General features: G+C 64.9%; 26 protein-coding genes. 10 read left to right on the forward strand and 16 right to left on the reverse strand.

The features are described 5' to 3' along the window. The first annotated feature begins 35 nt into the window (after positions 1 to 35). Positions 36 to 554 carry a GNAT family N-acetyltransferase gene (locus EJ070_RS30700; RefSeq protein WP_189350150.1) on the forward strand — a complete coding sequence of 173 codons (519 nt, stop codon included), beginning with the start codon at positions 36 to 38 and terminating at the stop codon, positions 552 to 554. A gap of 42 nt (positions 555 to 596) precedes the next feature. On the opposite strand, the gene arsC is transcribed toward EJ070_RS30700, so the two are convergent. Genes arsC through EJ070_RS30715 form a run of 3 tightly spaced genes read right to left on the reverse strand, consistent with a single transcriptional unit; the run spans position 597 to position 2,109 of the window. Continuing rightward, positions 597 to 1,007, reverse strand: coding sequence for an arsenate reductase (glutaredoxin) (gene arsC / locus EJ070_RS30705; protein ID WP_126094707.1), 411 nt, complete (start codon positions 1,005 to 1,007; stop codon positions 597 to 599). Then, positions 1,004 to 1,762: an MIP/aquaporin family protein gene (locus tag EJ070_RS30710; RefSeq protein WP_126094708.1), complete on the reverse strand. Its 759-nt coding sequence runs from the start codon at positions 1,760 to 1,762 to the stop codon at positions 1,004 to 1,006. The genes arsC and EJ070_RS30710 overlap by 4 nt, the downstream gene beginning before the upstream one ends. Continuing rightward, positions 1,759 to 2,109 (reverse strand): metalloregulator ArsR/SmtB family transcription factor, encoded by a 351-nt coding sequence (locus EJ070_RS30715; protein WP_126094709.1) that lies wholly within the window; start codon positions 2,107 to 2,109, stop codon positions 1,759 to 1,761. The genes EJ070_RS30710 and EJ070_RS30715 overlap by 4 nt, the downstream gene beginning before the upstream one ends. 42 nt (positions 2,110 to 2,151) lie before the next feature. On the opposite strand from EJ070_RS30715, the gene EJ070_RS30720 reads away from it, so the two are divergent. Further along, on the forward strand, positions 2,152 to 2,691 hold the full coding sequence (locus EJ070_RS30720) for a DUF6428 family protein (RefSeq protein ID WP_126094710.1): 540 nt from the start codon (positions 2,152 to 2,154) through the stop codon (positions 2,689 to 2,691). Positions 2,692 to 2,713: 22 nt separating this feature from the next. Here EJ070_RS30720 and EJ070_RS30725 read toward each other — a convergent pair whose 3' ends face one another. After that, positions 2,714 to 3,418, reverse strand: coding sequence for an outer membrane beta-barrel protein (locus EJ070_RS30725; RefSeq protein ID WP_126094711.1), 705 nt, complete (start codon positions 3,416 to 3,418; stop codon positions 2,714 to 2,716). A gap of 110 nt (positions 3,419 to 3,528) precedes the next feature. Beyond that, positions 3,529 to 4,176, reverse strand: coding sequence for a hypothetical protein (locus tag EJ070_RS30730; RefSeq protein ID WP_126094712.1), 648 nt, complete (start codon positions 4,174 to 4,176; stop codon positions 3,529 to 3,531). 222 nt (positions 4,177 to 4,398) lie between these two features. Between EJ070_RS30730 and EJ070_RS30735 the strand changes: the two genes are divergently transcribed. Together EJ070_RS30735 and EJ070_RS36490 are read left to right on the forward strand one after the other, a co-directional pair. Further along, positions 4,399 to 4,602, forward strand: coding sequence for a hypothetical protein (locus tag EJ070_RS30735; protein WP_126094713.1), 204 nt, complete (start codon positions 4,399 to 4,401; stop codon positions 4,600 to 4,602). 130 nt (positions 4,603 to 4,732) lie between these two features. Next, entirely contained in the window at positions 4,733 to 4,891 is a 159-nt protein-coding gene (locus tag EJ070_RS36490) for a hypothetical protein (protein ID WP_189350152.1), read from the forward strand. Positions 4,892 to 5,014: 123 nt separating this feature from the next. Here EJ070_RS36490 and EJ070_RS30740 read toward each other — a convergent pair whose 3' ends face one another. The 5 genes from EJ070_RS30740 to EJ070_RS30760 form a co-directional block, all read right to left on the reverse strand. Next, positions 5,015 to 5,227, reverse strand: coding sequence for a hypothetical protein (locus tag EJ070_RS30740; protein ID WP_126094714.1), 213 nt, complete (start codon positions 5,225 to 5,227; stop codon positions 5,015 to 5,017). Between the two features lie 201 nt (positions 5,228 to 5,428). Next, entirely contained in the window at positions 5,429 to 6,160 is a 732-nt protein-coding gene (locus tag EJ070_RS30745; protein ID WP_189350155.1) for a GNAT family protein, read from the reverse strand. Beyond that, positions 6,141 to 6,347, reverse strand: coding sequence for a hypothetical protein (locus tag EJ070_RS30750; RefSeq protein WP_126094716.1), 207 nt, complete (start codon positions 6,345 to 6,347; stop codon positions 6,141 to 6,143). The genes EJ070_RS30745 and EJ070_RS30750 overlap by 20 nt, the downstream gene beginning before the upstream one ends. A 77-nt stretch (positions 6,348 to 6,424) precedes the next feature. Next, positions 6,425 to 7,165 (reverse strand): class I SAM-dependent methyltransferase, encoded by a 741-nt coding sequence (locus EJ070_RS30755; RefSeq protein ID WP_126094717.1) that lies wholly within the window; start codon positions 7,163 to 7,165, stop codon positions 6,425 to 6,427. 33 nt (positions 7,166 to 7,198) lie between these two features. Further along, positions 7,199 to 8,116, reverse strand: a complete 918-nt coding sequence (locus EJ070_RS30760) for a 2-dehydropantoate 2-reductase (RefSeq protein WP_245464725.1) — start codon at positions 8,114 to 8,116, stop codon at positions 7,199 to 7,201. Positions 8,117 to 8,323: 207 nt separating this feature from the next. On the opposite strand from EJ070_RS30760, the gene EJ070_RS30765 reads away from it, so the two are divergent. After that, positions 8,324 to 9,724, forward strand: a complete 1,401-nt coding sequence (locus EJ070_RS30765; RefSeq protein WP_126094718.1) for a sensor histidine kinase — start codon at positions 8,324 to 8,326, stop codon at positions 9,722 to 9,724. Further along, on the forward strand, positions 9,721 to 10,365 hold the full coding sequence (locus tag EJ070_RS30770) for a response regulator transcription factor (protein WP_126094719.1): 645 nt from the start codon (positions 9,721 to 9,723) through the stop codon (positions 10,363 to 10,365). The genes EJ070_RS30765 and EJ070_RS30770 overlap by 4 nt, the downstream gene beginning before the upstream one ends. Before the next feature lie 152 nt (positions 10,366 to 10,517). On the opposite strand, the gene EJ070_RS36495 is transcribed toward EJ070_RS30770, so the two are convergent. The 3 genes from EJ070_RS36495 to EJ070_RS30785 all read right to left on the reverse strand — a co-directional run bounded on the left by EJ070_RS36495 (position 10,518) and on the right by EJ070_RS30785 (position 13,272). After that, positions 10,518 to 11,000: a hypothetical protein gene (locus EJ070_RS36495; protein WP_189350157.1), complete on the reverse strand. Its 483-nt coding sequence runs from the start codon at positions 10,998 to 11,000 to the stop codon at positions 10,518 to 10,520. A 594-nt stretch (positions 11,001 to 11,594) separates the two neighbouring features. Continuing rightward, a complete protein-coding gene (locus tag EJ070_RS30780; RefSeq protein WP_126094721.1) occupies positions 11,595 to 12,176 on the reverse strand; it encodes a hypothetical protein in 582 nt (193 codons plus the stop codon). A gap of 208 nt (positions 12,177 to 12,384) precedes the next feature. Continuing rightward, positions 12,385 to 13,272: a DMT family transporter gene (locus EJ070_RS30785; RefSeq protein ID WP_245464726.1), complete on the reverse strand. Its 888-nt coding sequence runs from the start codon at positions 13,270 to 13,272 to the stop codon at positions 12,385 to 12,387. A 586-nt stretch (positions 13,273 to 13,858) separates the two neighbouring features. Between EJ070_RS30785 and EJ070_RS30790 the strand changes: the two genes are divergently transcribed. The 4 genes from EJ070_RS30790 (at position 13,859) to EJ070_RS30815 (ending at position 19,256) form a co-directional block, all read left to right on the forward strand. Further along, positions 13,859 to 15,004, forward strand: coding sequence for an acyltransferase (locus EJ070_RS30790; RefSeq protein WP_126094723.1), 1,146 nt, complete (start codon positions 13,859 to 13,861; stop codon positions 15,002 to 15,004). Beyond that, positions 15,001 to 16,107: a glycosyltransferase family 2 protein gene (locus EJ070_RS30795; protein WP_126094724.1), complete on the forward strand. Its 1,107-nt coding sequence runs from the start codon at positions 15,001 to 15,003 to the stop codon at positions 16,105 to 16,107. Before EJ070_RS30790 ends, EJ070_RS30795 begins: the two co-directional genes overlap by 4 nt. Before the next feature lie 354 nt (positions 16,108 to 16,461). Then, positions 16,462 to 17,487, forward strand: coding sequence for a glycosyltransferase (locus EJ070_RS30810; protein ID WP_126094726.1), 1,026 nt, complete (start codon positions 16,462 to 16,464; stop codon positions 17,485 to 17,487). After that, positions 17,484 to 19,256: an ABC transporter ATP-binding protein gene (locus tag EJ070_RS30815; RefSeq protein ID WP_245464727.1), complete on the forward strand. Its 1,773-nt coding sequence runs from the start codon at positions 17,484 to 17,486 to the stop codon at positions 19,254 to 19,256. Before EJ070_RS30810 ends, EJ070_RS30815 begins: the two co-directional genes overlap by 4 nt. A gap of 179 nt (positions 19,257 to 19,435) precedes the next feature. Here the strand turns inward: EJ070_RS30815 and minE are convergent, their stop codons facing one another. The 3 genes from minE to minC all read right to left on the reverse strand — a co-directional run bounded on the left by minE (position 19,436) and on the right by minC (position 21,508). Beyond that, positions 19,436 to 19,708 (reverse strand): cell division topological specificity factor MinE, encoded by a 273-nt coding sequence (gene minE, locus EJ070_RS30820; protein ID WP_040973218.1) that lies wholly within the window; start codon positions 19,706 to 19,708, stop codon positions 19,436 to 19,438. After that, positions 19,705 to 20,520 (reverse strand): septum site-determining protein MinD, encoded by an 816-nt coding sequence (gene minD, locus EJ070_RS30825; RefSeq protein ID WP_126095975.1) that lies wholly within the window; start codon positions 20,518 to 20,520, stop codon positions 19,705 to 19,707. The genes minE and minD overlap by 4 nt, the downstream gene beginning before the upstream one ends. A gap of 109 nt (positions 20,521 to 20,629) precedes the next feature. Further along, positions 20,630 to 21,508 (reverse strand): septum site-determining protein MinC, encoded by an 879-nt coding sequence (gene minC / locus EJ070_RS30830; RefSeq protein WP_126094727.1) that lies wholly within the window; start codon positions 21,506 to 21,508, stop codon positions 20,630 to 20,632. Between the last annotated feature and the right edge of the window lie 191 nt (positions 21,509 to 21,699).

Here is a 21,699-nt window from a genome sequence, read left to right on the forward strand (position 1 = left end):
GCCCATTATCTATCGTGCTCAAAATGGGGGATCGCATGCGCATCGCGGTGATCGACGAAACCGAGGCAACGGCTCAACTCGGCGCTCTTGCCGAGATCTTGATGCAGACCATTGAGGACGGCGCGCTGGTCGGCTTCGTCCTGCCGTTCGGCGCCGAGCAGGCGCAGGCTTATTGGCAGGGCATCTTCGACTCCTTGGCGGACGGAGAACGCCTCCTCATCTGCGCCTATGTCGATGACAACCTCGTCGGCACCGTCCAGCTCTACCTGTCGCCGGAACCGAATGCCCTGCACCGGGCAGAGGTCTACAAGCTTCTCGTGCATCGGGGCTTCCAGCGGCAAGGCATCGGCTCCGCCCTCATGGCATTCATCGAAGACGAGGCAAGAAAGAGAAATCGCTCCCTGCTCCTTCTCGACACCGCCGAGGGCGGTGCGAGCGAGCGGCTCTACCGGCGCATGAACTGGCGGGAAGTCGGTGTCGTGCCGCATCACTTCGTCGATCCGTTCGGCAAACCACGAGCCTCGATCTACTTCATGAAGCATCTGGCGCCTTAGGACAGTCCAGCTGAACCGACTGGACCTGGATCTCATTCCATCCTAGGCCGGCGGCGCATATGCGACCTTCTCGCCGTCTTCCTTGACGAACTCCGCTACCGGATTGTCGAGCAGCGGCAGCACCGCCTCCGACGGCCGGCAGAGCCTTGCGCCCTTTGACGTCTCGACGATCGGCCGGTTGATGAGGATCGGATGGGCGAGCATAAAATCGATCAGCTCATCGTCGCTCCATTTCGGATCGCCGAGGCCAAGCTCGGCGTAAGGCGTCCCCTTCTCCCTGAGCAGCTCGCGCGGGGTGATCCCCATCGCCGCGATCAGCTCGAGCAGCCGTGCGCGGCCCGGCGGCGTCTTCAGATATTCGATAACGATCGGCTCCTCGCCGCTGGCGCGGATCATGGCGAGCGTGTTGCGCGAGGTGCCGCAGGCGGGGTTGTGGTAGATCGTGACCGTCATGGCTTCGCTTTCGATGGCTGGGCTTTCGATGGCTGGGAATGCTGAACGGTTTCGGACCGCAGCAGCCAGCCCATCAGCGCCAACGCGACCAAGGCGCCGAGCAGCTCGGCGATGATGAAGCCTGGCAGATCGATCGGCCTGATGCCTGAAAACGTGTTGGTGAGCGAGCGCGCCAGCGCGACGGCCGGATTGGCGAAGGACGTGGATGCGGTGAACCAGTAGGCGGCGGTGATGTAGAGGCCGACCAGCCATGGCACGGCTCGCCGCTCGAAGCGGAGGCCGGCGAGAATGACGGCGACAAGGCCGAATGTCGCGACCGTTTCGGAGAACCATTGCGCTGGTCCGGCGCGGAGCTTCGTCGCGATCTCCAGCACCGGCAGGGCGAACATGAGATGCGCCGCGATCGTGCCGACGATGCCGCCCAGGAACTGCGCGGCGAGATAGGCCGGCAGATCGCGGGCCGGCAGGGTCCGGTTCAGGCAGAACACCAGCGAAACGGCGGGGTTGAAATGGGCGCCCGAGACCGGCCCGAGGACGGTGATCAGCACCACCAGCATGGCGCCGGTCGCGAGCGTGTTGCCGAGCAGCGCCAGCGCCGTGTCGTGCGTCAAGGTCTCGGCCATGATGCCGGAACCGACCACTGTCGCCACCAAAAGACCGGTGCCCAGGGCTTCGGCGGCGAAGCGGCGCGGCAGATCGAAGGTTGCCGTTCCCACGCCGCCCGGATCGCTCGCGTCGATCGGCTCGATGATCATTGCCGGATCCCCTCGCCCGGCTGACAGCAAGGTGCCGCCAACGCCGGCGCGCAGATTTCCGGACGGCCCGAGCAGCAATCCTCCATCAGGAACCGGATCAGGCCGGACAGCGCATCGTACTCGGCGCTGTAGACGATCGAACGCGCATCGCGCCGCGCCGTGACCAGGCCCGCTCGCTCCATTTCCTTGAGATGGAAGCTGACATTGGACGGCGAGACCTCGACCTGTTCGGCAAGCGAACCGGCGGCGATGCCGTCCGGCCCGGCAACGACCAGCAATCGAAGCAGCCTGAGCCGCGTCTCCTGCGACAGCGCGCCAAAAGCGATCAGGGCTTGACGTCCATCCATGTTTCAATAATCCTTGAAATATCGAAATGAGGAGTAGCCGACATGCTTTCTCCTGACAACCGGAAAATCGCTCCTGCCCTTCCACTGGAGCCATCCGACCTGACCATCGGAGACCTGCTCGATGCGCTGGCCGACCACAAGGACAAGCCGCTGGTGTTCCGCTATGACGGCCGGCCGGTAAAGCCGGGCTACCACGTGACGGAGGTCAAGGCGGGGCAGTTCTCGGCGCTGGATTGCGGGGCAAACCCCGAATCCTGGTCGGAAATTTTCGTGCAGCTATGGGACGTCGACGAAGGCGGACCGGTCTACATGCCGGCCGGCAAGTTCGCTGCCATCATCCGCAAGGTTGCCGATCACGTGGCGCTCGATCAGTCCGCCAGGCTGACCTTCGAAGTCAGCGACGGCATCCGGCCGATGGAGCTTCACCGGGCAACGCGGCCGACGCTGGTCGGCGATGCCGTCGAGGTCGAGCTGGCGCCGCGGCCGGCAAGCTGCAAGCCGCGCGATCGATGGCTGGAAGAGCAGAAGGCGGCGAGCCCATCCTGTTGTTCGCCTGGGATCGGCAAAGCCTGCTGTGGCTGAAATCTCGTCGTGCTCTTCGAACTCAATTGAATTTATAGCTGAAGCCGAATTGGACGGAGTCGGTCCGCAGCGCGTGGCGTTGTTCCCCAAAGATCGGGGACACTTGGGCTACCGCTTTGCCATAGTCGGCATGGCGGTATTCGACCCGCACCGACCAGTCCCTTGCAAGGGCGTACTCAAGACCGGCGCCAACGATGACTCCGGTGCGGGTTGCGGAAAATGCGAACTTGGTAACAGGTGGCAACTCGGCCATCCAATAGTCAAATTTCGCCACGCTGACGCCGGCAGTGCCGTATAGCAGCATCCGATCGAAGGCAGCCCCCACCCGCGCGCGTGCCGAGCCTTGCCAACGCGAGGTCGCCGAGCCCCCGAACGCGGGCAAGCCACCCACCGTCTGGCTGGAAGCCTCGGCGTTGGAAAGACCCCAATCGACTTCGATGCCGATCACAAAAGGCGCGTCGATCTGCCAGTTGTAGCCCAGATGCAATCCACCGGTCACGCCGCCGCCGGAGTATGCGGTGGGGCCGATAAAGGTGTTTCCGGGATTGCCGCTTTCCCAGCGTCCGGATGGCCCAAGCCAGCCTATGTCACTCCCGACATAAGCGCCGCTCCAGTCGAAAGCCTCCGGTGCGGCCTGGACGTCGGCCGCATGGGCGGCCGGCTGGCCGGCAAGCGTCGCCAGCGCGCAAGCGAGCACCACGCCCGAGACGAAATTTCCGTGTCGCATAGAATATGTTCCCGCAGGATTTCAGAAATGGCGGGACAATAGGCGACGAATCGCCGGCGGGCTTGGAACCCACACGACCGCACCTTGGACCGGGCGCGACTGTGGCTCAGCTATCGGCGGAACTGTGGCAGCCGGGCCGCGCGCAGGCCCCGCCCACGGGCGATCTCCACAGCCTCGCCATTGTCGGCCAGCGTCAGCGCCAGGAGGTCCTGGATATGCGCGGCCAGCCCGAGCTGCAGTTCCGGCGATGCGAGAGCGCCGGCATTGTTGATCATGCAGGCATAGCCGATGAGGAGGCGAAGCGCTTCGCGGCCAGCGTCGATCGAGCTCACCAGCGGTCGGTCGAAGCCCGGCGCGATCGAAGCAAGCGCCGCCCGTGGCACGTAGAGACTGAGATAGCGACCGGAATCGACCAGCGTGTGGATGGCGGGTTCGCTGGTCAGCATCATCACCGCCTGGCCGGGCAAGGTCAGCGCCTCGCGGTTGCGCTGCACCGAGCGGCCGCGCCCGGCAAGCACCGCAATCAGCATGACCATGTCGCCGGCGTTCTTCAGGTGCTGCTGCCTGATCCGGTAATGAGCATTGCTGCGGGCGCCGGTCGACAGGCTGACGCCCGGCAGCGACCGCAAGGTCACGTCGGCCCGGAACGGCTCATCGCCGAACGGCTCGATCTCCAGGTTGAAGAGCTTTTGCCCATAGAATTCGAGCCAGGTGCCCAGCCTGTCGCGCGGCGGCACGCTCATCGTGGACAGATGCAAGGGCGCTCCAGGCGCAATCTTCCCGGTATTTGGCAAGCCCACCACCCCGCCGCCCCTCCGGCGGCACGAAATGCCGTCTATGTTTCGGCGGGACGGGCCGCCTTGTCAAACGGCCTGCTGGATCGGCGTCGCGGCGCGCGGCCGATGGCTACAACCTGAGACCGCTTGAACGCATCTACGGATTGCGCGATTGTCGAAGCGCTCCCAGAGATACGAACACCAATGACCCAAACGAAAAAGGCACCACCGTTCGTGCCGACAGAGTTCCACGTAACGATTGTCGATGACGAGCAAGGCGCCCTTGGCATCCTCTCCATACAGACACCAGGCGGGCTGCTGGACGTTGCGCTGGATCGGGAAGCAGCCGAAGCCCTCATCAGGGCTGCGTCCAGGCTTCAAGCGAAGCTGGACGAAAAGGTCAGCTAGATATTTCAAGCTGACCCATAACCTAAATTAGCGATCACTTGTATTTCTCGCAAATCAGGATCATGCTTGGCCTACGCAAGGGTGGCACTGATGCGCAGCGGGTGGGTGGTTCAGTAAGGGGTAAAGCGTGATGGAACTTGCGGTCTGCTATGATCACAGCGGAATCGATCTGGCTTGGTCGATCTTCCTCGGCACCACGGCGGTTTTGATGGTCATGGCGCCATTGGCCGTCGCACGGCTGGTCGCGATATCGCGGGCGGATTCAGTCGGACGGCTTCAGATCGCTTAGAGCAATTCCGGGAAAAGTGCGCAGCGGTTGTCCGTCCGAAGTTACGCAAAAACAAAGGCTTAGAGCGGTTCGGCGATGCTGTGAAACGCTGAACCGATCTAGCAGCCTGAGGGGAATTGCTGGTTAGGACGAGCTCACCTTCGGCATCGTTATGTCACCGAACAGCGCCGAGCAGTCGATCTCGTCGCGGAAAAGCGCGTCGGGATCGAGCACCAGCCACGACGTATGTGTACGAAGGTTCCTCAGCCTGGCGTTCTTTTCCGCGCGCGCCTGGCGCTCCGCCTCGGCAAGCGAGGTCAGGGCCGGCCTTTCGGCCTTGTATGGGCTCCTCGACATAGCGACACAGAACGCAATCGCCCCGCTTTGCGTTCCCTGGCGGCGCAACGCCGTGCGGTATGGTCGCTCGACCTTATGTCTCTCTGAAATAGCGGGCGCCGCGACCGGCAAGGGCGATGGCAAGCGAGGAACCCGCAAGGCCGCCTCCGACAATGATCAAGATCGTAATCGGTACCACGAACGGACTTGCCATCGGGGCCTTCAGATCGGCAAAGGCGGATCCGTGAAATCGGGCGGTGAACGAATCTCGGCCAGGGAGCGGACCTGCAGCCCGTCCCTGAAATTAGCGGGATCGAGCCAGGCCTCCAAGGCGGCGCGATTGGCCGGCCATTCACGCGAAAGCATTGAATACATCGGGATGTCGCAGGGCTTGCCCTTCAGGAACAGGCCCTGGCGATGCGTGCCCTCGTAAACGAAGCCGAGCCGCACGGCGGCCGCGCGCGAACGTTGGTTGGTCGATGTGCATGTCCATTCGAGGCGCCGGTAGCCGAGATCGTCGAAGACATGGCGCAGGATGAGGTAGAGCGCCTCGGTGGCGAGCCGCGTGCGCTGCAGCGGCGGCGTATAGAGCACATATCCGAGTTCGACGACATGGTGCACCGGCCTGGCTTCCATCAGGCAGAGCCACCCCAGCGCTTCACCGTCGGGACCGTCGACCGCGAAGAATGCGCGCTTGGGGTCCGCCACCAGCGCGGCGACATGCTCGGCGAAGGCCTGCTCGGTGGCAAAAGGTCCCACCTTCATGTCTATCCAGGTGGCCTCGGTGTGCTCGTCATGCGAGAGCCGATAGAGCCTTGCCGCATCACGTCCGGCCTCGAGCGGGCGCAAGCGCCCGCAACGGCCTTCGACCAGGACGGCGACTGGAACCGGCGCATCGCCCGACGGGGTTGCCTCGGCATTTGCCGCGGCTTGCTCAATCTTGCCTGCCCGCATCCTGCTCTCCCTTGGTGCGTGCCTTGCCATGCGGCGATAATGGCGTCCGCGGCCTCCCCTCTTCCGGCGCGGGATAGATATTGCACAATTCTCCGGAGAATGGCTGCTCGGCCAGCCATCGGCGGCCAAGATGCTCGAGCGCGCCGGCCAAATCGCCCGGCAGCCGGCGTTTCAGGATCTTCAGCACCGGAGCGCCTCTCCCTGCATGACGTCTTCACTCCGGCCGCTGGTTCAACCTGGACGGATGGCCGCCCCAACGGCCGACTAGTTCCAATAACGGAACACCCTGCCCATTCGATTGGGCATCAAGAAAATGTCCTCCGCATGCGAGAAGCCGGCATCCCGCCCTAAGCGAAGCCAGGTTCGCGAGGTTTCGGGGAAATCGGCCAGAAGCATATGCCTTTCCATCGATGCGAATTCCTCGTCGGAAACGGCCGACCATTTGTCGCGCAGCAAGGAGAAGCGCGCGAGCCAGGCGGCGCGATCCTCTCCCTCGAACAGCGCCGGCTCCCAGATCACGAACAGGCCCATGCCGCCCAGGGCCCTGTGGGCGTTGCGCATCAGCCTTGCCTTGGCCGCCGTCGGCAGATGGTGCAGCGACATGCCGATCCAGATCACGTCGATCGGCTCCGACCACTTCGCCATTGCCGGCGCGAAATCGCAGCAGCGCAGCTCGACGGGGCAAGGAAGGGCCTGCAGCTCCCGGGCCGCCAACCGCAGCGATGCCTCGGACAAGTCGATACCGACATAGTTGCCTATCGCGGTCGTCCTCAGCATCGCGGCGGAGGCACTGGCATCTCCGCACGCCACGTCTAGGAAGCGGAATGAGGCGGGCGCTTGCTCGACAAGCAAGTCGCGCAGAAGGTGATAGATTTCCTGATGGAACATCAGGTTCGCGCCGACGATCCTGCGGTAGGTTTCAAGCTCGCTGTTGAACATGTCCTGAGCGCCGGCAGCTCCATTGTCCGTCGTTGCCAGACCGCTTTCAGTCGACGCACTTGCCATGATGTCCTCCCAGGGAACCTCGATGGAACAACGCTAGGCGGCGGCCCCCGCCGCATGGAGATGCAAGGCGCGGAACACCGCGGTGTGGCCAGGAGTCGCAATGGAGAGCTTCATGCCCAGTTCATGCATGCGCCCTGAGAGCCAGGCGACCTCGATGGGCTTGCCTCTTTCAAGGTCGTTGGCCATCGATGATTTCACATGCGGTGGGAATGCGGTCCATCTCGTGATGACGCGTTCCTCGAATCCTTCCGCCATCGGATGACCGGCCGCGGCGGCAACCGCCATCCCCTCGTCCCGCAATTGCTCGACGAAGATCCGCGCCTCGGGATCGCCAAGGATTGGACCAATGCCCGAGCGCATGAGCGACGTCGCGCCGGAGAAGGCTGCAAGCGTCACGAACTTCTCCCAGAGCACGCTGTCGATGTCGGCGACCGGCTTCAGTTCGAGCCCTACTGCCCGATCGCAAAGCGCTTGAAGCTCGCGGATCAGAGGCTCACGATGACCGCCGACGAGAATTTGCTGCAGCCCGCCCGCATGGACGACCTCTCCGGGTCTGCCGATGAAGCCGGAAAGATAGGTGGCGCCACCGATAACCTTGTCGTCGCGAACATGGCGACGCAGCAATTCGATGCTGTCGATGCCGTTTTGCAGAGTCACGACGCGGGTGTTCCTGGCAATCAGTGGTCCGAGCGCCGCGGCGGCCTTCTCGCCGTCGTAGAGCTTGACCGCGAAGATCACGAGATCGACGGGGCCGATGTCGGCCGGAGAAGCGCTTGCGGATACGGTGGGCAGGAAAATATTGCCGGCGTCGCTGTGAATTCGCAGGCCACCCTGGCGCATGGCCTCCAGGTGCGCGCCGCGAGCAATGAAGCTGACGTCGCCTCCCGCCTCGGCGAGCCTGGCCCCGATGTAACCGCCGATGCCGCCCGCACCCATCATTGCGATCCGCATGCCGTCCCCTCGACGCCGGCTGATGCCATCGCCGCGTAATGCCGCAGCGGGCTCGCAGCCATGATAATATTAGCAGATACTCAATAAATCGACCAGCCGGCTCGACAGCCGCCCGATTAACCTTCCTCGGGAAGCCGGACCAAGGTCTGTGTCGCAATCGCCGCGACTGGCCTATAGTCTTGGCCGGCGGCGGGGTGAATCACGCGGATGCTCAGGGAGATCTTGAAACGACTTGTGCAAGTCTGGAGCGGGCTGTCGCTGGCCTGGCAGTTCGTGATTGCCGGCGGCATCGGGCTTTTGGCGGTGATGCTCGTGGTTGGCCTTTGGGTAACGTCGCAGATCCGCGAGGGGGTGATGCACAACTCCGCCACCACGACAGCGCTCTATGTCGACAGCGTCATCGCACCGCTGCTGCCGGACCTGCGCAAGAGCCGCGAGCTCGACGACTCGGTCAAGCGGGCGCTGGACGAAACGCTCGGCCAGGGCGCGCTCGGAAAGAGGCTGGTGTCGTTCAAGCTGTGGCGGCGCGACGGCACGGTGCTCTACGCCGACGACTCGGCTCTGATCGGCAAGAACTTTCCCCCCAACCTCAACCTGAAGTCGGCTTTCGCCGGCAATGTCGTGGCTGAATACAACAATCTCACCGACGACCCCGAAACCAACGAGGAGAAAGTTGTGAACGCGCCGCTGTTCGAGATCTACAATCCGGTGCGCGAGCCATGGTCGGGTGAAGTGGTGGCGGTGTCCGAATTCTACGAGATCGCCGACGATTTCCAGGAGACGCTGAACTCGGCGCTGAGATGGACCTGGCTGGTGGTGGCCAGCGCCACCGCGACCTCGCTCGCGCTGTTGTCGGGCATCGTCTTTCGCGGCAGCCGCACCATCCAGACACAGCGCGCCGCGCTGGAGGCCAAGGTTACCGAGTTGCAGTCGGCACTTGCGCAGAATTCGTCGCTGCGCCAGCGCGTGCAGCGCGCCTCGCGCCGCGCCACCGCCATCAACGAGCGGTATCTGAGGCGCATCGGCGCCGACCTGCATGACGGGCCGGCGCAACTGGTGGCGCTTGCCGCGCTCAGGATGGACAGCCCGATCCTGGTCGACCCCGCGACGCCGAAACCGCAGCGCGAGGCCGAGATCGCCGGCATCCACAAAACGCTCGGCGAGGCGATGCGCGAGATACGCGGCATCTGCAACGGCCTCGTGCTGCCGCAGATCGAGACCCAGGCGGTGGCCGACATACTGCGGCTGGCCGTGGCCGAGCATGAGCGCCGCACGAACACCAAAGTGTTGCTGACGCTGCCGGAGCGCTTGCCGGAACTCGGCACCTCGGAGAAGATCAGCATCTATCGTTTCGTGCAGGAAGGGCTGAACAACGCTTACCGACACGGCAAGGGCAAGGGCCAGCAGGTGAGAGCCACGATGAAGGGCGGCAAGCTGGTGGTGGAGGTGCAGGACACTGGTCCAGGCTTCAACCCCGCAAGGAGCGAAGGCCTCGGGCTTGCCGGGCTCAGGGAGCGTATCGAAAGCATTGGCGGGCAGTTCGAGACGCTGTCAGGCCCCGGGGGAACGAGACTGGTAATCACATTGTCTGTCGAGGAGCAGCCGTGACCGCACCCATCCGTATAGCCATTGTCGACGACCATCCGCTGTTTCGCGAGGGCGTGGCGCGCAGCCTCGGCGAGATCGGCGGCTTCGAACTTGTGGGCGAAGGCGCCAGCGCCGAGGATGCCGAAAGGCTGGTCCGCGCCAGCGCTCCCGATATCCTGATGCTCGACATCAGCATGCCGGGCGGCGGCCTCAACGCGCTGGCCAGCATCCTGGCGGCGGCGCCCGAGCAGAAGATCGTCATGCTGACGGTTTCGGAAACCAATTCCGACGTCGCCCAGGCGCTCAAGGCCGGTGCGCGCGGCTATGTGCTGAAGGGCGTCGGCTCAAAGTCGCTGGCCGAGATCCTGCGCGATGTCGCCACCGGCCAGAGCTATGTCTCGCCGACACTCTCGGCCCGGCTGCTGTCGGACCTGTTGCAGCCCACCGGCCGCAAGCCCGACCCGCTCAGCCAGCTCACCGGCCGCGAGGCCGAGATCCTGAAGCTGGTGGCCGAGGGCTTGAGCAACAAGGAAGTCGCCGCCCGGCTGGCGCTGCAGGAAAAGACAGTCAAGCACCACATGACCAGGGTGCTGGCCAAGCTCAACGTGCGCAACCGCACGGAAGCGGCGCTGCTGATGCATGAGGCGAAAGACAGGCAATAAGTTTAGGCAGTAGGGAATAGGCAGTAGGGATTGGGGACTAGGCAGACTGCCTACTGCCTACTGCCTATTCCCTAAAACGCAATCACCCCCGTCTCCGGAAGACGGGGGTGACATGCGAGGGTGCGGGAAAAGGGGGTAGCTTCTCTCAACCCTCACAAGTTCAGCAGGCGGGCGAAATCCTCCCGCGTCGCCTGGCGCTCGACGATGGTGCGGCCTTGCGCATCCGTCATCTCGAAGCGGCCGGCGTCGATCTCTTCCTTCATGCCGTTGCGGTGGATGACGGTGATCTTGTTGCCGTCGACCTCGACCGTGTCGCCGGTCGCGGCATTGACATGTCTGCCCTTGCTGCCAGGACTGGTGTTGCCCTTGCCGCTGTTGTTCCCAGGACCGGCATTGGCATTGCCGCCACCGGCATTGCCGTTGCTCGAATTGCCACCGCTGTTGCCGCCGCCATTGCCCCCACCATTGCCACCCCCGCCGTTGCTGCCGCCGTTGCCGTTGCCGGCATAAGCTGTGGCCACGACGAACTTGGCAGCGACATCGGGTGTGAAATGATAGGTCGCGACAACAAGCGCCAGCGCGTTTGCGGCGCGCAGCGTGAGGCGGGCAAACCTCTTGAAGGCGGGTCGGCGCATGCTGTCCTTTTTATGCCGGTTCCGTCTCGGCCTTGCCGAAGTTCCGCTCTCAGCCCGACCAAGGCGGAACCGGTGTCTTGACGGCGCAAGGATTCACATTCGGGTGAGCCGACGGAAGTGGCCCACGACCCATGCCATATCCGGTCGGACCTTTTTTGCGGCCGCTTGGGGACCATCGTCGCAACCAGTGGGAGAAACAGCTCCGCCCGCAACCGCCGCCGCGTTAACCAAATCGCTTGGAAAATGGCCGGCAATTCTCTATGACTGAGGTCTGCGAGAACCGCGCGGACGCCCATACGCGCCGCGGCACACTACGGTGCAGGTGTCCCCGTTGGACGCAAAAAGTGTCGTAAAGCTTTGTTTTTGCGCATGAATCATTTTCCCCGGCCTGGGGGCCATGCGCCAAGGGTCCGCTTCCGGCATTTGTCCCAAGGACCAAAAAAGTACCCCCGCCAAAAGGCGGGGGCAAGGTGAGCAGCGAGAGTTCTGTCGTAAGACGATCAGGACCGAAGAGACGAAGCAAAAGGTGGCAACCTGATTTTGCAGCGCTAGCCTTTGGTCCCTTGAAGATCTAATCCAGATAGAACCTCGCTCTCACAAACTCTTCAGGCGATTGAGATCGGCCATAGTGGCCTTGCGCTCGACGATGGTACGACCAAACTTGTCCTCCATCCTGAACCTGCCGTTCTCGATCGTCTCCTTCATTCCGTTGCGGTGCGTGACCTGAATGCCGTTACTGCTGACCTCGACCTTGTCGCCGGTCGCGGCGTTCACATGATCGTCGACGTCGGCGGTGCTGCTTGCGGCACTGTTGGAAGCGCTGTTCGTTGCGCCCTTGCTGTTGCCACTGTTTCCGCCACTGCTGCTGTTGCCGCTACTGTTGCCCCCAGAATTGCCGTTCCCGTTATTTCCACCGCCGCTGTTACCGCCGCCGTTATTTCCACCGCCACTGTTACCGCCGCCGCTGTTACCGCCGCCGTTATTTCCACCGCCACTGTTACCGCCGCCGCTATTCCCGCCGCCATTACCGTTACCGCCATTGCCATTGCCGCCTTTGCCGGCATAGGCCTTGGCTACGACAGGACCGCCGATGGAGAGATGAAAAGGCGCGACAACCAACGCCAGCGCAGTGAGCGCTTGCAAGACAAGCCTGCAGCCCATGCGCGCTACGCGCATCCCATTCTCCCCATACCGGCCATCCAGCCCTTCGGCCAAACTACCCCACCGGCAATGTCGCAGCATTAGCATCCCCAATCAGCGTGTCGTGCGGAAGTGGCCCACGACCCTTGTCTTGTTTATTCAGACCTTTTTCGTGACGATATCGGACCTAAGTCCTATCGCAACCACCGGATGTAGTCCGGCATGAACGCGCGGCGTTTTCCCCTTACCCCGGCGAGGAGACCGGCGCTCTTGCCGTCACCGCCGTGCCGAAGGCGGCGGCAATCACGGCGGCGATGCCGGCGCATTGCAGCGCACTCAAGCTCTCATGCAGGAACAGGAAGCCGGTCAGCGCTCCGAGCGCCGGCTCCAGGGAGGTGAGCGTGCCGTAAACCCGCGCCGGCATCCTGGTGAGCGCCATCATCTCGAGCCAGAAGGGCAGCGCGCTCGAGAACAGGCCGACGACGGCCGCGCCCGCCATCACATGCGGGTCGGTGAGATAAGGCCAGGCAGCCGAGAATCCGAAAGGCAGCGCCAGCAGAGCGGCGATCGCCATGCCGTAGGCCGAGGTGCGAACGCCGAGCTCGGCGCCGGCCTTCTGCGCGAAGATGATGTAGAGCGCCCAGCAGCCGCCGGCGGCAAGCGCAATCAGCACGCCTATCGGATCAAGTCCCCGGCTGACATCGGCAAAAGGCGAGAGCAGCACGATGCCGGCGACGGCAAAGGCCACCCAGACGAGATCGAGCGGGCGCCTGGAACCGAGCGTCGCCACGAAAAGCGGCCCGGTGAATTCCAGTGCCACGCAGATGCCCAGCGGAATGCGCTCCAGCGCGGTATAAAACAGCAGGTTCATGACCGAGACGGTGACGCCATAGGCCGCGAGCCACGGCAGGGTTTTGAGCGACGGCATCACCTTCCAGGGCCTCAGCGCCGCGGCCAGCATCAGCGCGCCGATGAGAAGCCTCAGCATCGTCGTGCCCTGTGGGCCGAGGACCGGGAACAGGCCCTTGGCGAAAGCGGCGCCCACCTGAACCGAAAGAACGGCGCCGAGCAGCCCGAGAATGGGCAAGGCGCCCGCCTGGGTCCCTGGTTTTACGGTTTGCGTCGATACCACTTCTTCTCCCCCTGCCCCGCACCGTCCGAGGCGGAGATACAGCCTGGCGATTGCGCTGTCGTGAGGCAGCGGCCGGCCGATGGTGGGACAGGCGCCTCCCATCTCCCGGCGGGTCTATTGCGTCGCACAAGACGTTGAAATCAAAAGCTCTTTTCGCCGAGCCATGGAAGCATAAAGCGCTAGATTGGATAGCTTTTTCAATACTTCTAAAATACCCGCCATGGTTGCCGGTATATCTTTTCAACATCCCTTGCGGCAGATACTCTCAAAATCAGACCAACTGCCCACGAATATATAGGACCATTGGGCATCTCTGCGAAGATTTTGCAGAGCCAACTACGGCACACAACCGTCCGCATCACGCCTTTATTTCAACGGCGTAAGCATTTTGTGTTGCAGTGCAACAAAGTCCGCGACATCCGTTGGCGGGGCTGTGTGCGTTGGAGGATGCCATTATTTTGACCCGGATGGGCATTCCGCTGGGCCGCAACGACAGCGCTCCGGACGGAAGTTGGTCGACAGGCAGGGCCTACGGGCTTTGCGCGTGCAACGCCTGGCACTGCGAAAGATCTGTCGGAAGCCGCTGATGACGAATCAGCGCGACATCCAGTTGGACATGCTGCGGGCCGTTGCCGTCACGCTGGTGCTTTACGCGCATTTCCTTGCGCCGAACGGCTCCTCCTTCCTCGGCCATCTCGGCGTGCGGCTGTTCTTCGTGCTCTCCGGCTTCCTGATCACGCGGCTTTTGCTGGACGCGCGTGACACCTATGCATTCGAGGCCGGACCGGCGCTGCGTTCCTTCTATGCCAGGCGCGCGATCCGGATTTTCCCGCCCTATTTCGCGGTGCTGGGGCTCGTCTGGCTCACCGACCTGGAACAGTCCAGGTCGTCGCTCGCCTGGCATGCGCTCTATCTCTCGAATTTCTGGTATGCGCAGCGTAACGACTGGACGCCCTGGCTGCTCTGCCATTTCTGGAGCCTCAGCATCGAGGAGCAGTTCTATCTCGCCTGGCCACTGATCGTGCTCGTGGCGCCGCGCAGGCGCATCGAGGCGATCACCATCGGCGTCATCTGCTTCTCGCTCGCCTATCGCTTCTACTGGCCGATCGCCGCCGACCCGGCGCTGGCGCGGGACCTGTTGCCGCCGGCCTCGATGGACGCGCTTGCCTGCGGCGCCCTGCTTGCCGTCCGCCGCGCCCGAGGCGCCGACGTGCCGCGATGGATGCGGCTTTGCTGGCCGGCCTTGGTCGCGGTCTTCCTGCTCGTCGTCTGGTCCGATCCGGGGCCGGCGAGCTCGGCCTGGGAGTGGCCGCGCTGGTTCCTGGTGCAGGTGCTGCCGCTGGCGCTGCTGGTGGCGATCGTCGCCGCCTGCTCGAACGGCCTTGGCGGCACGCCCGGCAGGCTGGCCGAACTGCCGCCGCTCATCTTCCTCGGCCGCATCAGCTACGGCGTCTATCTCTACCATCCGATCCTGCTCGCCTATGCCGTCAAGGCGCAGCCATGGCTGCCACTCAACGTCTCGGAACAGGGGCCGGGCCGCTTCCTGGTCGCAGGCGCCGCCACGCTGGTCGTCGCCTCGCTGTCCTGGGTGCTGTTCGAGAAGCCGCTCAACAGCCTCAAGCGCTATTTCCCCTATGTGGCGCCCTCGCGCCCGCGTGGCGCGAGCGAGGCCCGCGGGTTCGGCATCGCCCCGGCGCTCGATCTGCGGCCGACGGACCGGAGCCGACCATGACCGCTCCCCTCATCTCCGTGCTGTTGCCGGTCTACAATGCCGAGCCCTATGTCGGCGCCGCGATCCAATCGATCCTGAGACAGGACTACGGTCGGCTCGAGGTCATCGCCATCGACGACGGATCGACCGACCGGTCGCTTGAGATCCTCGAGCGCTGCCGCCGGGACGACAGCCGCGTCTCAATCATCTCGCGCGAGAACCGCGGCCTCGTCGCCAGCCTCAACGAGGGGCTGGCGGTCGCGCGCGGCGAGCTGGTCGCGCGCATGGATGCCGACGACTTCGCCTATCCCTGGCGCCTGTCGCGGCAGGCGGCGCTGTTTGCCGCGCGGCCCGAGCTCGGCTTCTGCGGCTCGCTTGTCGACATGCTGCAATACGGCCGCGTCGCACGGGGCAGGCTCGATCCGGTGTTCCGCCTCGACCTCTCCGTGCTGTCGCAGTTCTTCACGATCTTCATGCACCCGACGGTGGTCTACAACCGCCGGATCATCGGCGAGGCCGACCTCCATTACGACGGTACCTACCGGCATGCCGAGGATTTCGACCTCTTCCGGCGGCTTGCCGGCTGCTATCCGGCGGCCATGATGGAGGAGAGCCTGTTGGTCTACCGCGTGCATCCCGGCAGCGTGACCAGCCGGCATACGAGGGAGATGCGGCGCACGCATCTCAGGATCGTGGCGGAGAATCTCGAGCACGAGGGCCTGGCGCAGGACAGCACAGACCTACGCGCCATCGGTGACGAGGTTTCCTTCGACACCGTGCGACGGGCGGCAGCCTTCATCCGCGCGCTGGAGGAGCATATCGCGGCACTGCCAGCGGCAACCCGGCCGAGCTTCGAGGCCGGCGCGCTCAACCTGTTCTATTTTCTCTACCAGCTCGTAAACGACGAGGAACGCCCGGCCCTGACCCACGAGCTTTTGACGCTTGCCGCGAAATGGAACGCGATCCGCCGCCGCGAGAAATACGCGCTCAGCCCCGGTGCCTGGGCCCCCTGGCTGAGCCAGGCCTCGATGTGGGCGGGCAAACGCGCGGACCGGATGGCCCACCGCTTCAAATCCGCGCCGGCGGCATCGGTGCTGGCACGCTATCGGATGGGGACGGCATGAGGGAGATGGGCCAAGTTGTCATACAGGGCTGTAACCGCCAATGCTGGCGGGACAGCACCCCCTCTGGCCTGCCGGCTCCGGCCCTTCGCTACCGCTCCGGGCGTTCGTCGTTCGCGAAGCCAAGCAATTGGCTTCGCGTCCGCTTCGCGGACCACTCCTCACCCCCCGCAAGGGGGGAGATTGGCGGCTTCGCCGACGGCGCCCACTTATTCGCCGCTTGAGATTGGCGAAAGTCGAGGCGACGTCCAATCTCCCCCCTTGCGGGGGAGATGTCCGGCAGGACAGAGGGGGGTGTGAAGGATCGCGACGCATCGCATCTATCTGTCGGGGCGAGGCAGCCGCCGAGGCCACGCCATGAACGACGCGCGCCATCCGCTGCCGCGGCTCCCGGTCCTGCCCGCGCCTCCCTGGCCCAGGCAGCGGCCGCGGGTCTCCTTCATCGTCTGCACGCGCGACCGCGCGACGGTGCTGGAAGCCTGCATCGACTCGATCCGGGCCGCCTGCAGGGCGCACCCCACCTTCGCCGCCGAACTGGTGGTGGTCGACAACGGCTCGCGCGACGGCACGGCGGAATATCTTTCCCGGATCGCCGCGGCCTCCGACCTTCTCCTGACCACGATCCGCGAGCCGCGCCCCGGACTGGCGACGGCGCGCAATGCCGGGCTGGCGCGGGCGCGCGGGCGCGTTCTGGTCTTCGTCGACGACGATTGCAGGCTCGACCGCAACTACCTCGTCGACCTCGAACGGCATTATGCAAGCGGCGATAAATGGCTGATCCGCGGCGGCCGCGTCGAGATCGGCGACGCGCGCGACCTGCCTTTCACGATAAAACGCTGCGACAAACGCGAGCGGCTGACGCCCGCCGTCCATCCGGGCGGTTTCGTGCTCGGCTGCAACATGACCATGCATCGCGACGTCGCCGCCTTGATCGGCCCCTTCGACGAACGTTTCGGCGCTGGCGGGGCGCTGCGTTCGGCCGAGGACACGGACTATCTGGTGCGCGCCATGCTTGCCGGCATCGCGGTCGAATATGTGCCGGACATGACGATCCTCCATCACCACGGCAGGCGCGACCGCAAGGCGATCGGCCGGCTGCACCGCGACTATCATTTCGGCAACGGCGCGCTCTGCCTGAAGCACATCCGCCGCGCGCCCTGGCTGCTGCGCCACTTCTACTGGGCGACGCGGTCGGCGTTGCGTGAGCTGATCGGCGGCCCGCGTTTCGATCACGAGCTCAAGCTGTCGCATTGGCCGATCGTGCTGATGAACCTCGCGGGCGCGGCGAAGTTCATGGCTCTGGTGTTGGCCAGACGGCCGCCACGACAAGCGCGGCTCGCCAACGAGACCGCCGAGACCAGGGCGGAGGCCGGCGCGCGATGACCGGACGCCCGACGCTGCCGATGCTGCGGCGCGCGCTTGGCCGCCGTCAGCTCGGCCTGCTGCCTGTGGTCGTCGTACTCGGCCTTGCAAGCGCCGCGCTCGAAGGTTTCGGCATCGGGCTCATCATCCCTCTGCTCGGCATCATCATGGGGCATGGCGAGGCGACCGGCATGGCGGGCCTTTCCGCCCTGCTCCAGCAGGTCGGCGCCGGGCTCGGCGAGCGCGAGCGGCTGATCGCGATTTCGGCCGCGATCCTCGGCTCGATCCTTTTCAAGAACCTGCTCGCCTTCGCCAATTCGGTGCTCACTGCCCACATCTACGGCAAGGCCAGCCAGACGATACGCGGCGCGTTGGCCGAACGGCTGCTGACCGTCGGCTATCCCTTTTTCCTGAGGGAAAGCCCGGGGCGGCTGCTCAACATCATCTCCAACGAATCCTGGCGGGCGTCGGACGCCATCCAGGGGGTGCTCGGCGCCATCGTCAGCGCCTCGGCGGCGCTTATCCTGCTTGCATTCCTGCTGCTCTTATCCTGGCAGATGACGCTTTTGGTGATGCTCGGGCTGGCGCTGGTGCAGGCCGCGCACATGGCGCTGTCGGCCCGTCTGAGGGCGCCGAGCCGCAGTGTTTCGGCGCGCAACAGCGCGCTCGCATCGCAGATGCTGCACCTCGTCCATGCCGGCCGGCTGATCCGCATCTTCGGCCAGGAGGCGCGCGAGAAGGCTGCATTCGAGAAGGCCTCCGACGGCGTGCGGCGGGCGGCCTTCCTGCTCTCCAACCGGCAGGGCGCGCTGGCGCCGCTGACCGAAGTGTTGCACGCCATGCTGTTCCTGGCGGTGGTGATCGGCGCCTGGCTCGCCGGCTTGAGCTTTCCGGTGGTCGCGTCCTTCCTCATCCTGCTCTACCGCCTGCAGCCGCATGTCAGGGCGCTGCAGATGACATGGAGCCAGTTGCAGGGGCTTTCCGGCTCGCTGGAAGAGGTGACCTGGCTGCTCGATCCCAACGGCAAGCCCGCGCCGCCTGAGGGCAGCCGCCCCTTCGCCGGCCTTGGCGACAGAATAGCCTTCGAGGGCGTGAGCTTCAGCTATGCCAATGAGGAACAGCGCGCGGCGGTGCTGCACGCGGCGAGCTTCGACATCGTGAGCGGCCGCTCGACGGCGCTGATCGGCCGCTCGGGCGCCGGCAAGACGACGATCGTCAATTTGCTCTGCCGCTTCGTCGAGCCGGACGGGGGCAAGATCCTCGTCGACGGAGCGCCGCTCGGCGAGATCGACCCGGCCGACTGGCGCCGCCATATCGCGCTCGCCAGCCAGGAGCTGGAGCTGGTCGACGGCACCATCCTCGACAACATCACCTACGGCAAGGACACGGCGAGCGCTGAAGAGGCGCGCCGCGCGGCCGAGCTCGCCGAGGCGCACGCCTTCATCGAGACGCTGCCGCAAGGCTACCAGACGGTGGTCGGCTATCGCGGCGTCAACCTGTCGGCCGGGCAAAGGCAGCGCATCGCGCTGGCGCGAGCGCTGCTGCGCGACCCCGACATATTGATCCTCGACGAGGCCACCAACGCGGTCGACGGGCTTTCGGAAGCGGCGATCGTAGAGACGCTGAAATCGCGCGCCGGCCGCCGCACCACCATCGTCATCAGCCACCACCACTCGACGATCTCGTTCTGCGACGATCTGGTGATCCTGGAGCACGGCAGGGTGAAGAAGCAGGCGCCGTTCGCGGAGATGGCGAAGCTCAGCATGGACGAGCTGTATCGGCCGGAGTGAGCGCTGGAATCTCCCCCCTCGAGGGGGAGAAGTCGCCGAAGGCGACAGAGGGGGTCGCCGCGCGTTGAGCGCCAGCGCCCTGCGCGCCCAGAGATGAGGTCGGCGCTCTACGTGAGACGACCCCCTCTGGCCGCTTCGCGGCCATCTCCCCCTCAAGGGGGGAGATTAGCTGGCGCTACTCACCCTGCCATCGCAAGCGGCACGGCGCTCTTGTTGGGGATCTGGATGTCGATCTCCAGCGTCGACATGGTCGCGCCGCGGTCCATCGAGACCTGGAGATAGTCCTGGTCGATCTGCACGTGCTTTGCGATGACCGCCATGATCTCCTCGCGCAGGATGGAGACGAGGTCCGGCTGGCCGCGGCTCTGGCGCTCATAGGCGAGCAGGAGCTGCAGCCGCTCGCGCGCCACCGGGGCGCTGGTGCGCCGCTTGAAGAGGTCGAGGATGCTCATGCCGCCCTCCTTCCGAGCAGCCGGTCGAGGAAGCCCTTGCGTTCGAAGGGGACGACCACCGGCAGGTCCTCGCCTTCCAGGCGTCTTGCCGCTTCGAGATAAGCCTTGGCGGCGGAATTGATCGGCTCCGAGAGCGTGACCGGCGAGCCGAGGTTCGAGGCGCGAAGCACGTCCTGGCTTTCCGGGATGATACCGAGCAGCGGCGTCGACAGGATCTCCAGCACGTCGTCGATCGACAGCATCTCGCCGCGCGAGGCGCGGGCGGCATCGTAGCGGGTCACAAGAACGTGCTTCTGGATCAGCTCGCCCTGCTCGGCCTTCATGGTGCGCGCGTCGAGCAGGCCGATGATGCGGTCGGAGTCGCGCACCGACGACACTTCCGGGTTGGTGACGATGACCGCCTCGTCGGCGAAGCGCATGGCAAGCTGGGCGCCGCGCTCGATGCCGGCCGGGCTGTCGCAGAAGACGTAGTCGAAGACCGAGCGCAGGCGAGCGATGACTTCGGCGACGCCCTCCTCGGTCAGCGCGTCCTTGTCGCGCGTCTGCGATGCCGGCAGCAGGTAGAGCGTCTCCAGCCGCTTGTCGCGGATCAGCGCCTGCGAGAGCTTTGCCGAGCCCTGGATGACATTGACGAGGTCGAACACCACGCGGCGCTCGGCACCCATGATCAGGTCGAGGTTGCGCAAGCCGACGTCGAAATCGACGAGCGCCACCTTCTTGCCGGTCTTGGCCACGGCAGCGCCGAGCGCGGCCGTCGAGGTCGTCTTTCCGACGCCCCCCTTGCCCGAAGTGACCACGACTACCTTGCCCATATTCATCCAGCCTCCGTTGGCGTTTGTTATGTGACCGTGCAAGGCACGGCGGATTCTTTAATCAGCCTCGCACGCGAAACCGGTCCGAAGCTTGCCGCACCTAAAAAACTCAGCCGAGCGGCACCACGCACAGCGCATCGTTGTCGAGGAAGGCCTGCACGGCCTTGCCGCGCGACACGCCCTCCATCTCCTCGGCCGTGGTGTACCAGCCGTCGACGGCGAGCAGCTCGGCCTCGTTCTTGCGGCAGAAGATGCGCGCCGAAATGTTGCCTTCCGAGCCGGCGACCGCCCGGCCGCGCAGCGTGCCGTAGACATGGATCGAGCCGCCGGCGACGATCTCCGAACCGGATGCGACCGAGCCCAGCACGATGACGTCGCCATGCGGGTGGAAGACCGATTGTCCCGAGCGGATCGGCGCCTTGATCATCAGCGTGCCGGCGGAAGGTTCGTGCCGCGCCGGCTCAGCGCCCTGCCCCGACCTCGCCGGTTCGGGTTTGGCTGCTTCGACGGCTTCAGCGTTCTCAGCATCGAGCTTGGCCAGCCCGGTGTCTGCAAATTCTTCCTGCGGTGCCCTAACCTGGCCCGGCTGCATGTCCTCGACGGCGGCCGTCTCGACCGTGATCTCTTCCGCCTTCGCCTTGCGCGCGGCCCTGCCCAGCAGCCCCTCGGCGGTGGCCTCCTTGGCGCCGGCGAGCAGCGGCGGCAGTTCGTGGCCGAGCTCGGCGCCTTCGAGCTCGATGGCATAGACGCGGATGCCGCGCCGCGCCAGCGTGCCGACAAGTGCGGCGATCTCCTCCGGCCCCGGCTTCAAGGTGTTCAGATCCAGCACCACCGGCCGGCCGGCAAAGTAGCCCGGCGAATTGCCGATCCAGTGGTCGAGCCCCTCCAGCCAGTCGTCGATCGGCGCCTCCGGCGTCAGCGTGAAAGCGACGAATGAGCGGGCGCGGAAGCGGATGGATTTGTTGTGCAAAGGGGCGGCGAAGGTCACGGCCAGACGAATCCTTACTCAATGGTTAAAGGGTGCCGGGTGAATGGTTAACAAAAGGTTAATTTTGCGGGTGCGGGCCGTTAAGGAACTGGCGCGGCTGACTTCTGTGGCTGGGCGGTCACACGGCCCGCCTGCGCGCCGCGGCCCGCCCAGGACCAGGCCCGGACGAGCCGGGCATGTGAAGTTCCTAA

The sequence above is a fragment of the Mesorhizobium sp. M1E.F.Ca.ET.045.02.1.1 genome (genome assembly GCF_003952485.1).
Lineage (GTDB): Bacteria > Pseudomonadota > Alphaproteobacteria > Rhizobiales > Rhizobiaceae > Mesorhizobium.

Bases quoted from the DNA above. Each gene is read 5' to 3' on its own strand.
- EJ070_RS30795 (WP_126094724.1), top strand. From the start codon at position 15,001: ATGACCGCTCCCCTCATCTCCGTGCTGTTGCCGGTCTACAATGCCGAG.
- EJ070_RS30755 (WP_126094717.1), bottom strand. From the start codon at position 7,165: ATGGCAAGTGCGTCGACTGAAAGCGGTCTGGCAACGACGGACAATGGA.
- EJ070_RS30765 (WP_126094718.1), top strand. From the start codon at position 8,324: ATGCTCAGGGAGATCTTGAAACGACTTGTGCAAGTCTGGAGCGGGCTG.
- EJ070_RS30740 (WP_126094714.1), bottom strand. From the start codon at position 5,227: ATGTCGAGGAGCCCATACAAGGCCGAAAGGCCGGCCCTGACCTCGCTT.
- EJ070_RS30790 (WP_126094723.1), top strand. From the start codon at position 13,859: ATGACGAATCAGCGCGACATCCAGTTGGACATGCTGCGGGCCGTTGCC.
- EJ070_RS30780 (WP_126094721.1), bottom strand. From the start codon at position 12,176: ATGCGCGTAGCGCGCATGGGCTGCAGGCTTGTCTTGCAAGCGCTCACT.
- EJ070_RS30725 (WP_126094711.1), bottom strand. From the start codon at position 3,418: ATGCGACACGGAAATTTCGTCTCGGGCGTGGTGCTCGCTTGCGCGCTG.
- EJ070_RS30710 (WP_126094708.1), bottom strand. From the start codon at position 1,762: ATGATCATCGAGCCGATCGACGCGAGCGATCCGGGCGGCGTGGGAACG.
- EJ070_RS30720 (WP_126094710.1), top strand. From the start codon at position 2,152: ATGCTTTCTCCTGACAACCGGAAAATCGCTCCTGCCCTTCCACTGGAG.
- EJ070_RS36495 (WP_189350157.1), bottom strand. From the start codon at position 11,000: ATGCGCCGACCCGCCTTCAAGAGGTTTGCCCGCCTCACGCTGCGCGCC.
- EJ070_RS30810 (WP_126094726.1), top strand. From the start codon at position 16,462: ATGAACGACGCGCGCCATCCGCTGCCGCGGCTCCCGGTCCTGCCCGCG.
- arsC (WP_126094707.1), bottom strand. From the start codon at position 1,007: ATGACGGTCACGATCTACCACAACCCCGCCTGCGGCACCTCGCGCAAC.
- EJ070_RS36490 (WP_189350152.1), top strand. From the start codon at position 4,733: ATGGAACTTGCGGTCTGCTATGATCACAGCGGAATCGATCTGGCTTGG.
- minD (WP_126095975.1), bottom strand. From the start codon at position 20,520: ATGGGCAAGGTAGTCGTGGTCACTTCGGGCAAGGGGGGCGTCGGAAAG.
- EJ070_RS30815 (WP_245464727.1), top strand. From the start codon at position 17,484: ATGACCGGACGCCCGACGCTGCCGATGCTGCGGCGCGCGCTTGGCCGC.
- EJ070_RS30715 (WP_126094709.1), bottom strand. From the start codon at position 2,109: ATGGATGGACGTCAAGCCCTGATCGCTTTTGGCGCGCTGTCGCAGGAG.
- EJ070_RS30700 (WP_189350150.1), top strand. From the start codon at position 36: ATGCGCATCGCGGTGATCGACGAAACCGAGGCAACGGCTCAACTCGGC.
- minE (WP_040973218.1), bottom strand. From the start codon at position 19,708: ATGAGCATCCTCGACCTCTTCAAGCGGCGCACCAGCGCCCCGGTGGCG.
- EJ070_RS30735 (WP_126094713.1), top strand. From the start codon at position 4,399: ATGACCCAAACGAAAAAGGCACCACCGTTCGTGCCGACAGAGTTCCAC.
- EJ070_RS30760 (WP_245464725.1), bottom strand. From the start codon at position 8,116: ATGCGGATCGCAATGATGGGTGCGGGCGGCATCGGCGGTTACATCGGG.
- EJ070_RS30745 (WP_189350155.1), bottom strand. From the start codon at position 6,160: ATGCGGGCAGGCAAGATTGAGCAAGCCGCGGCAAATGCCGAGGCAACC.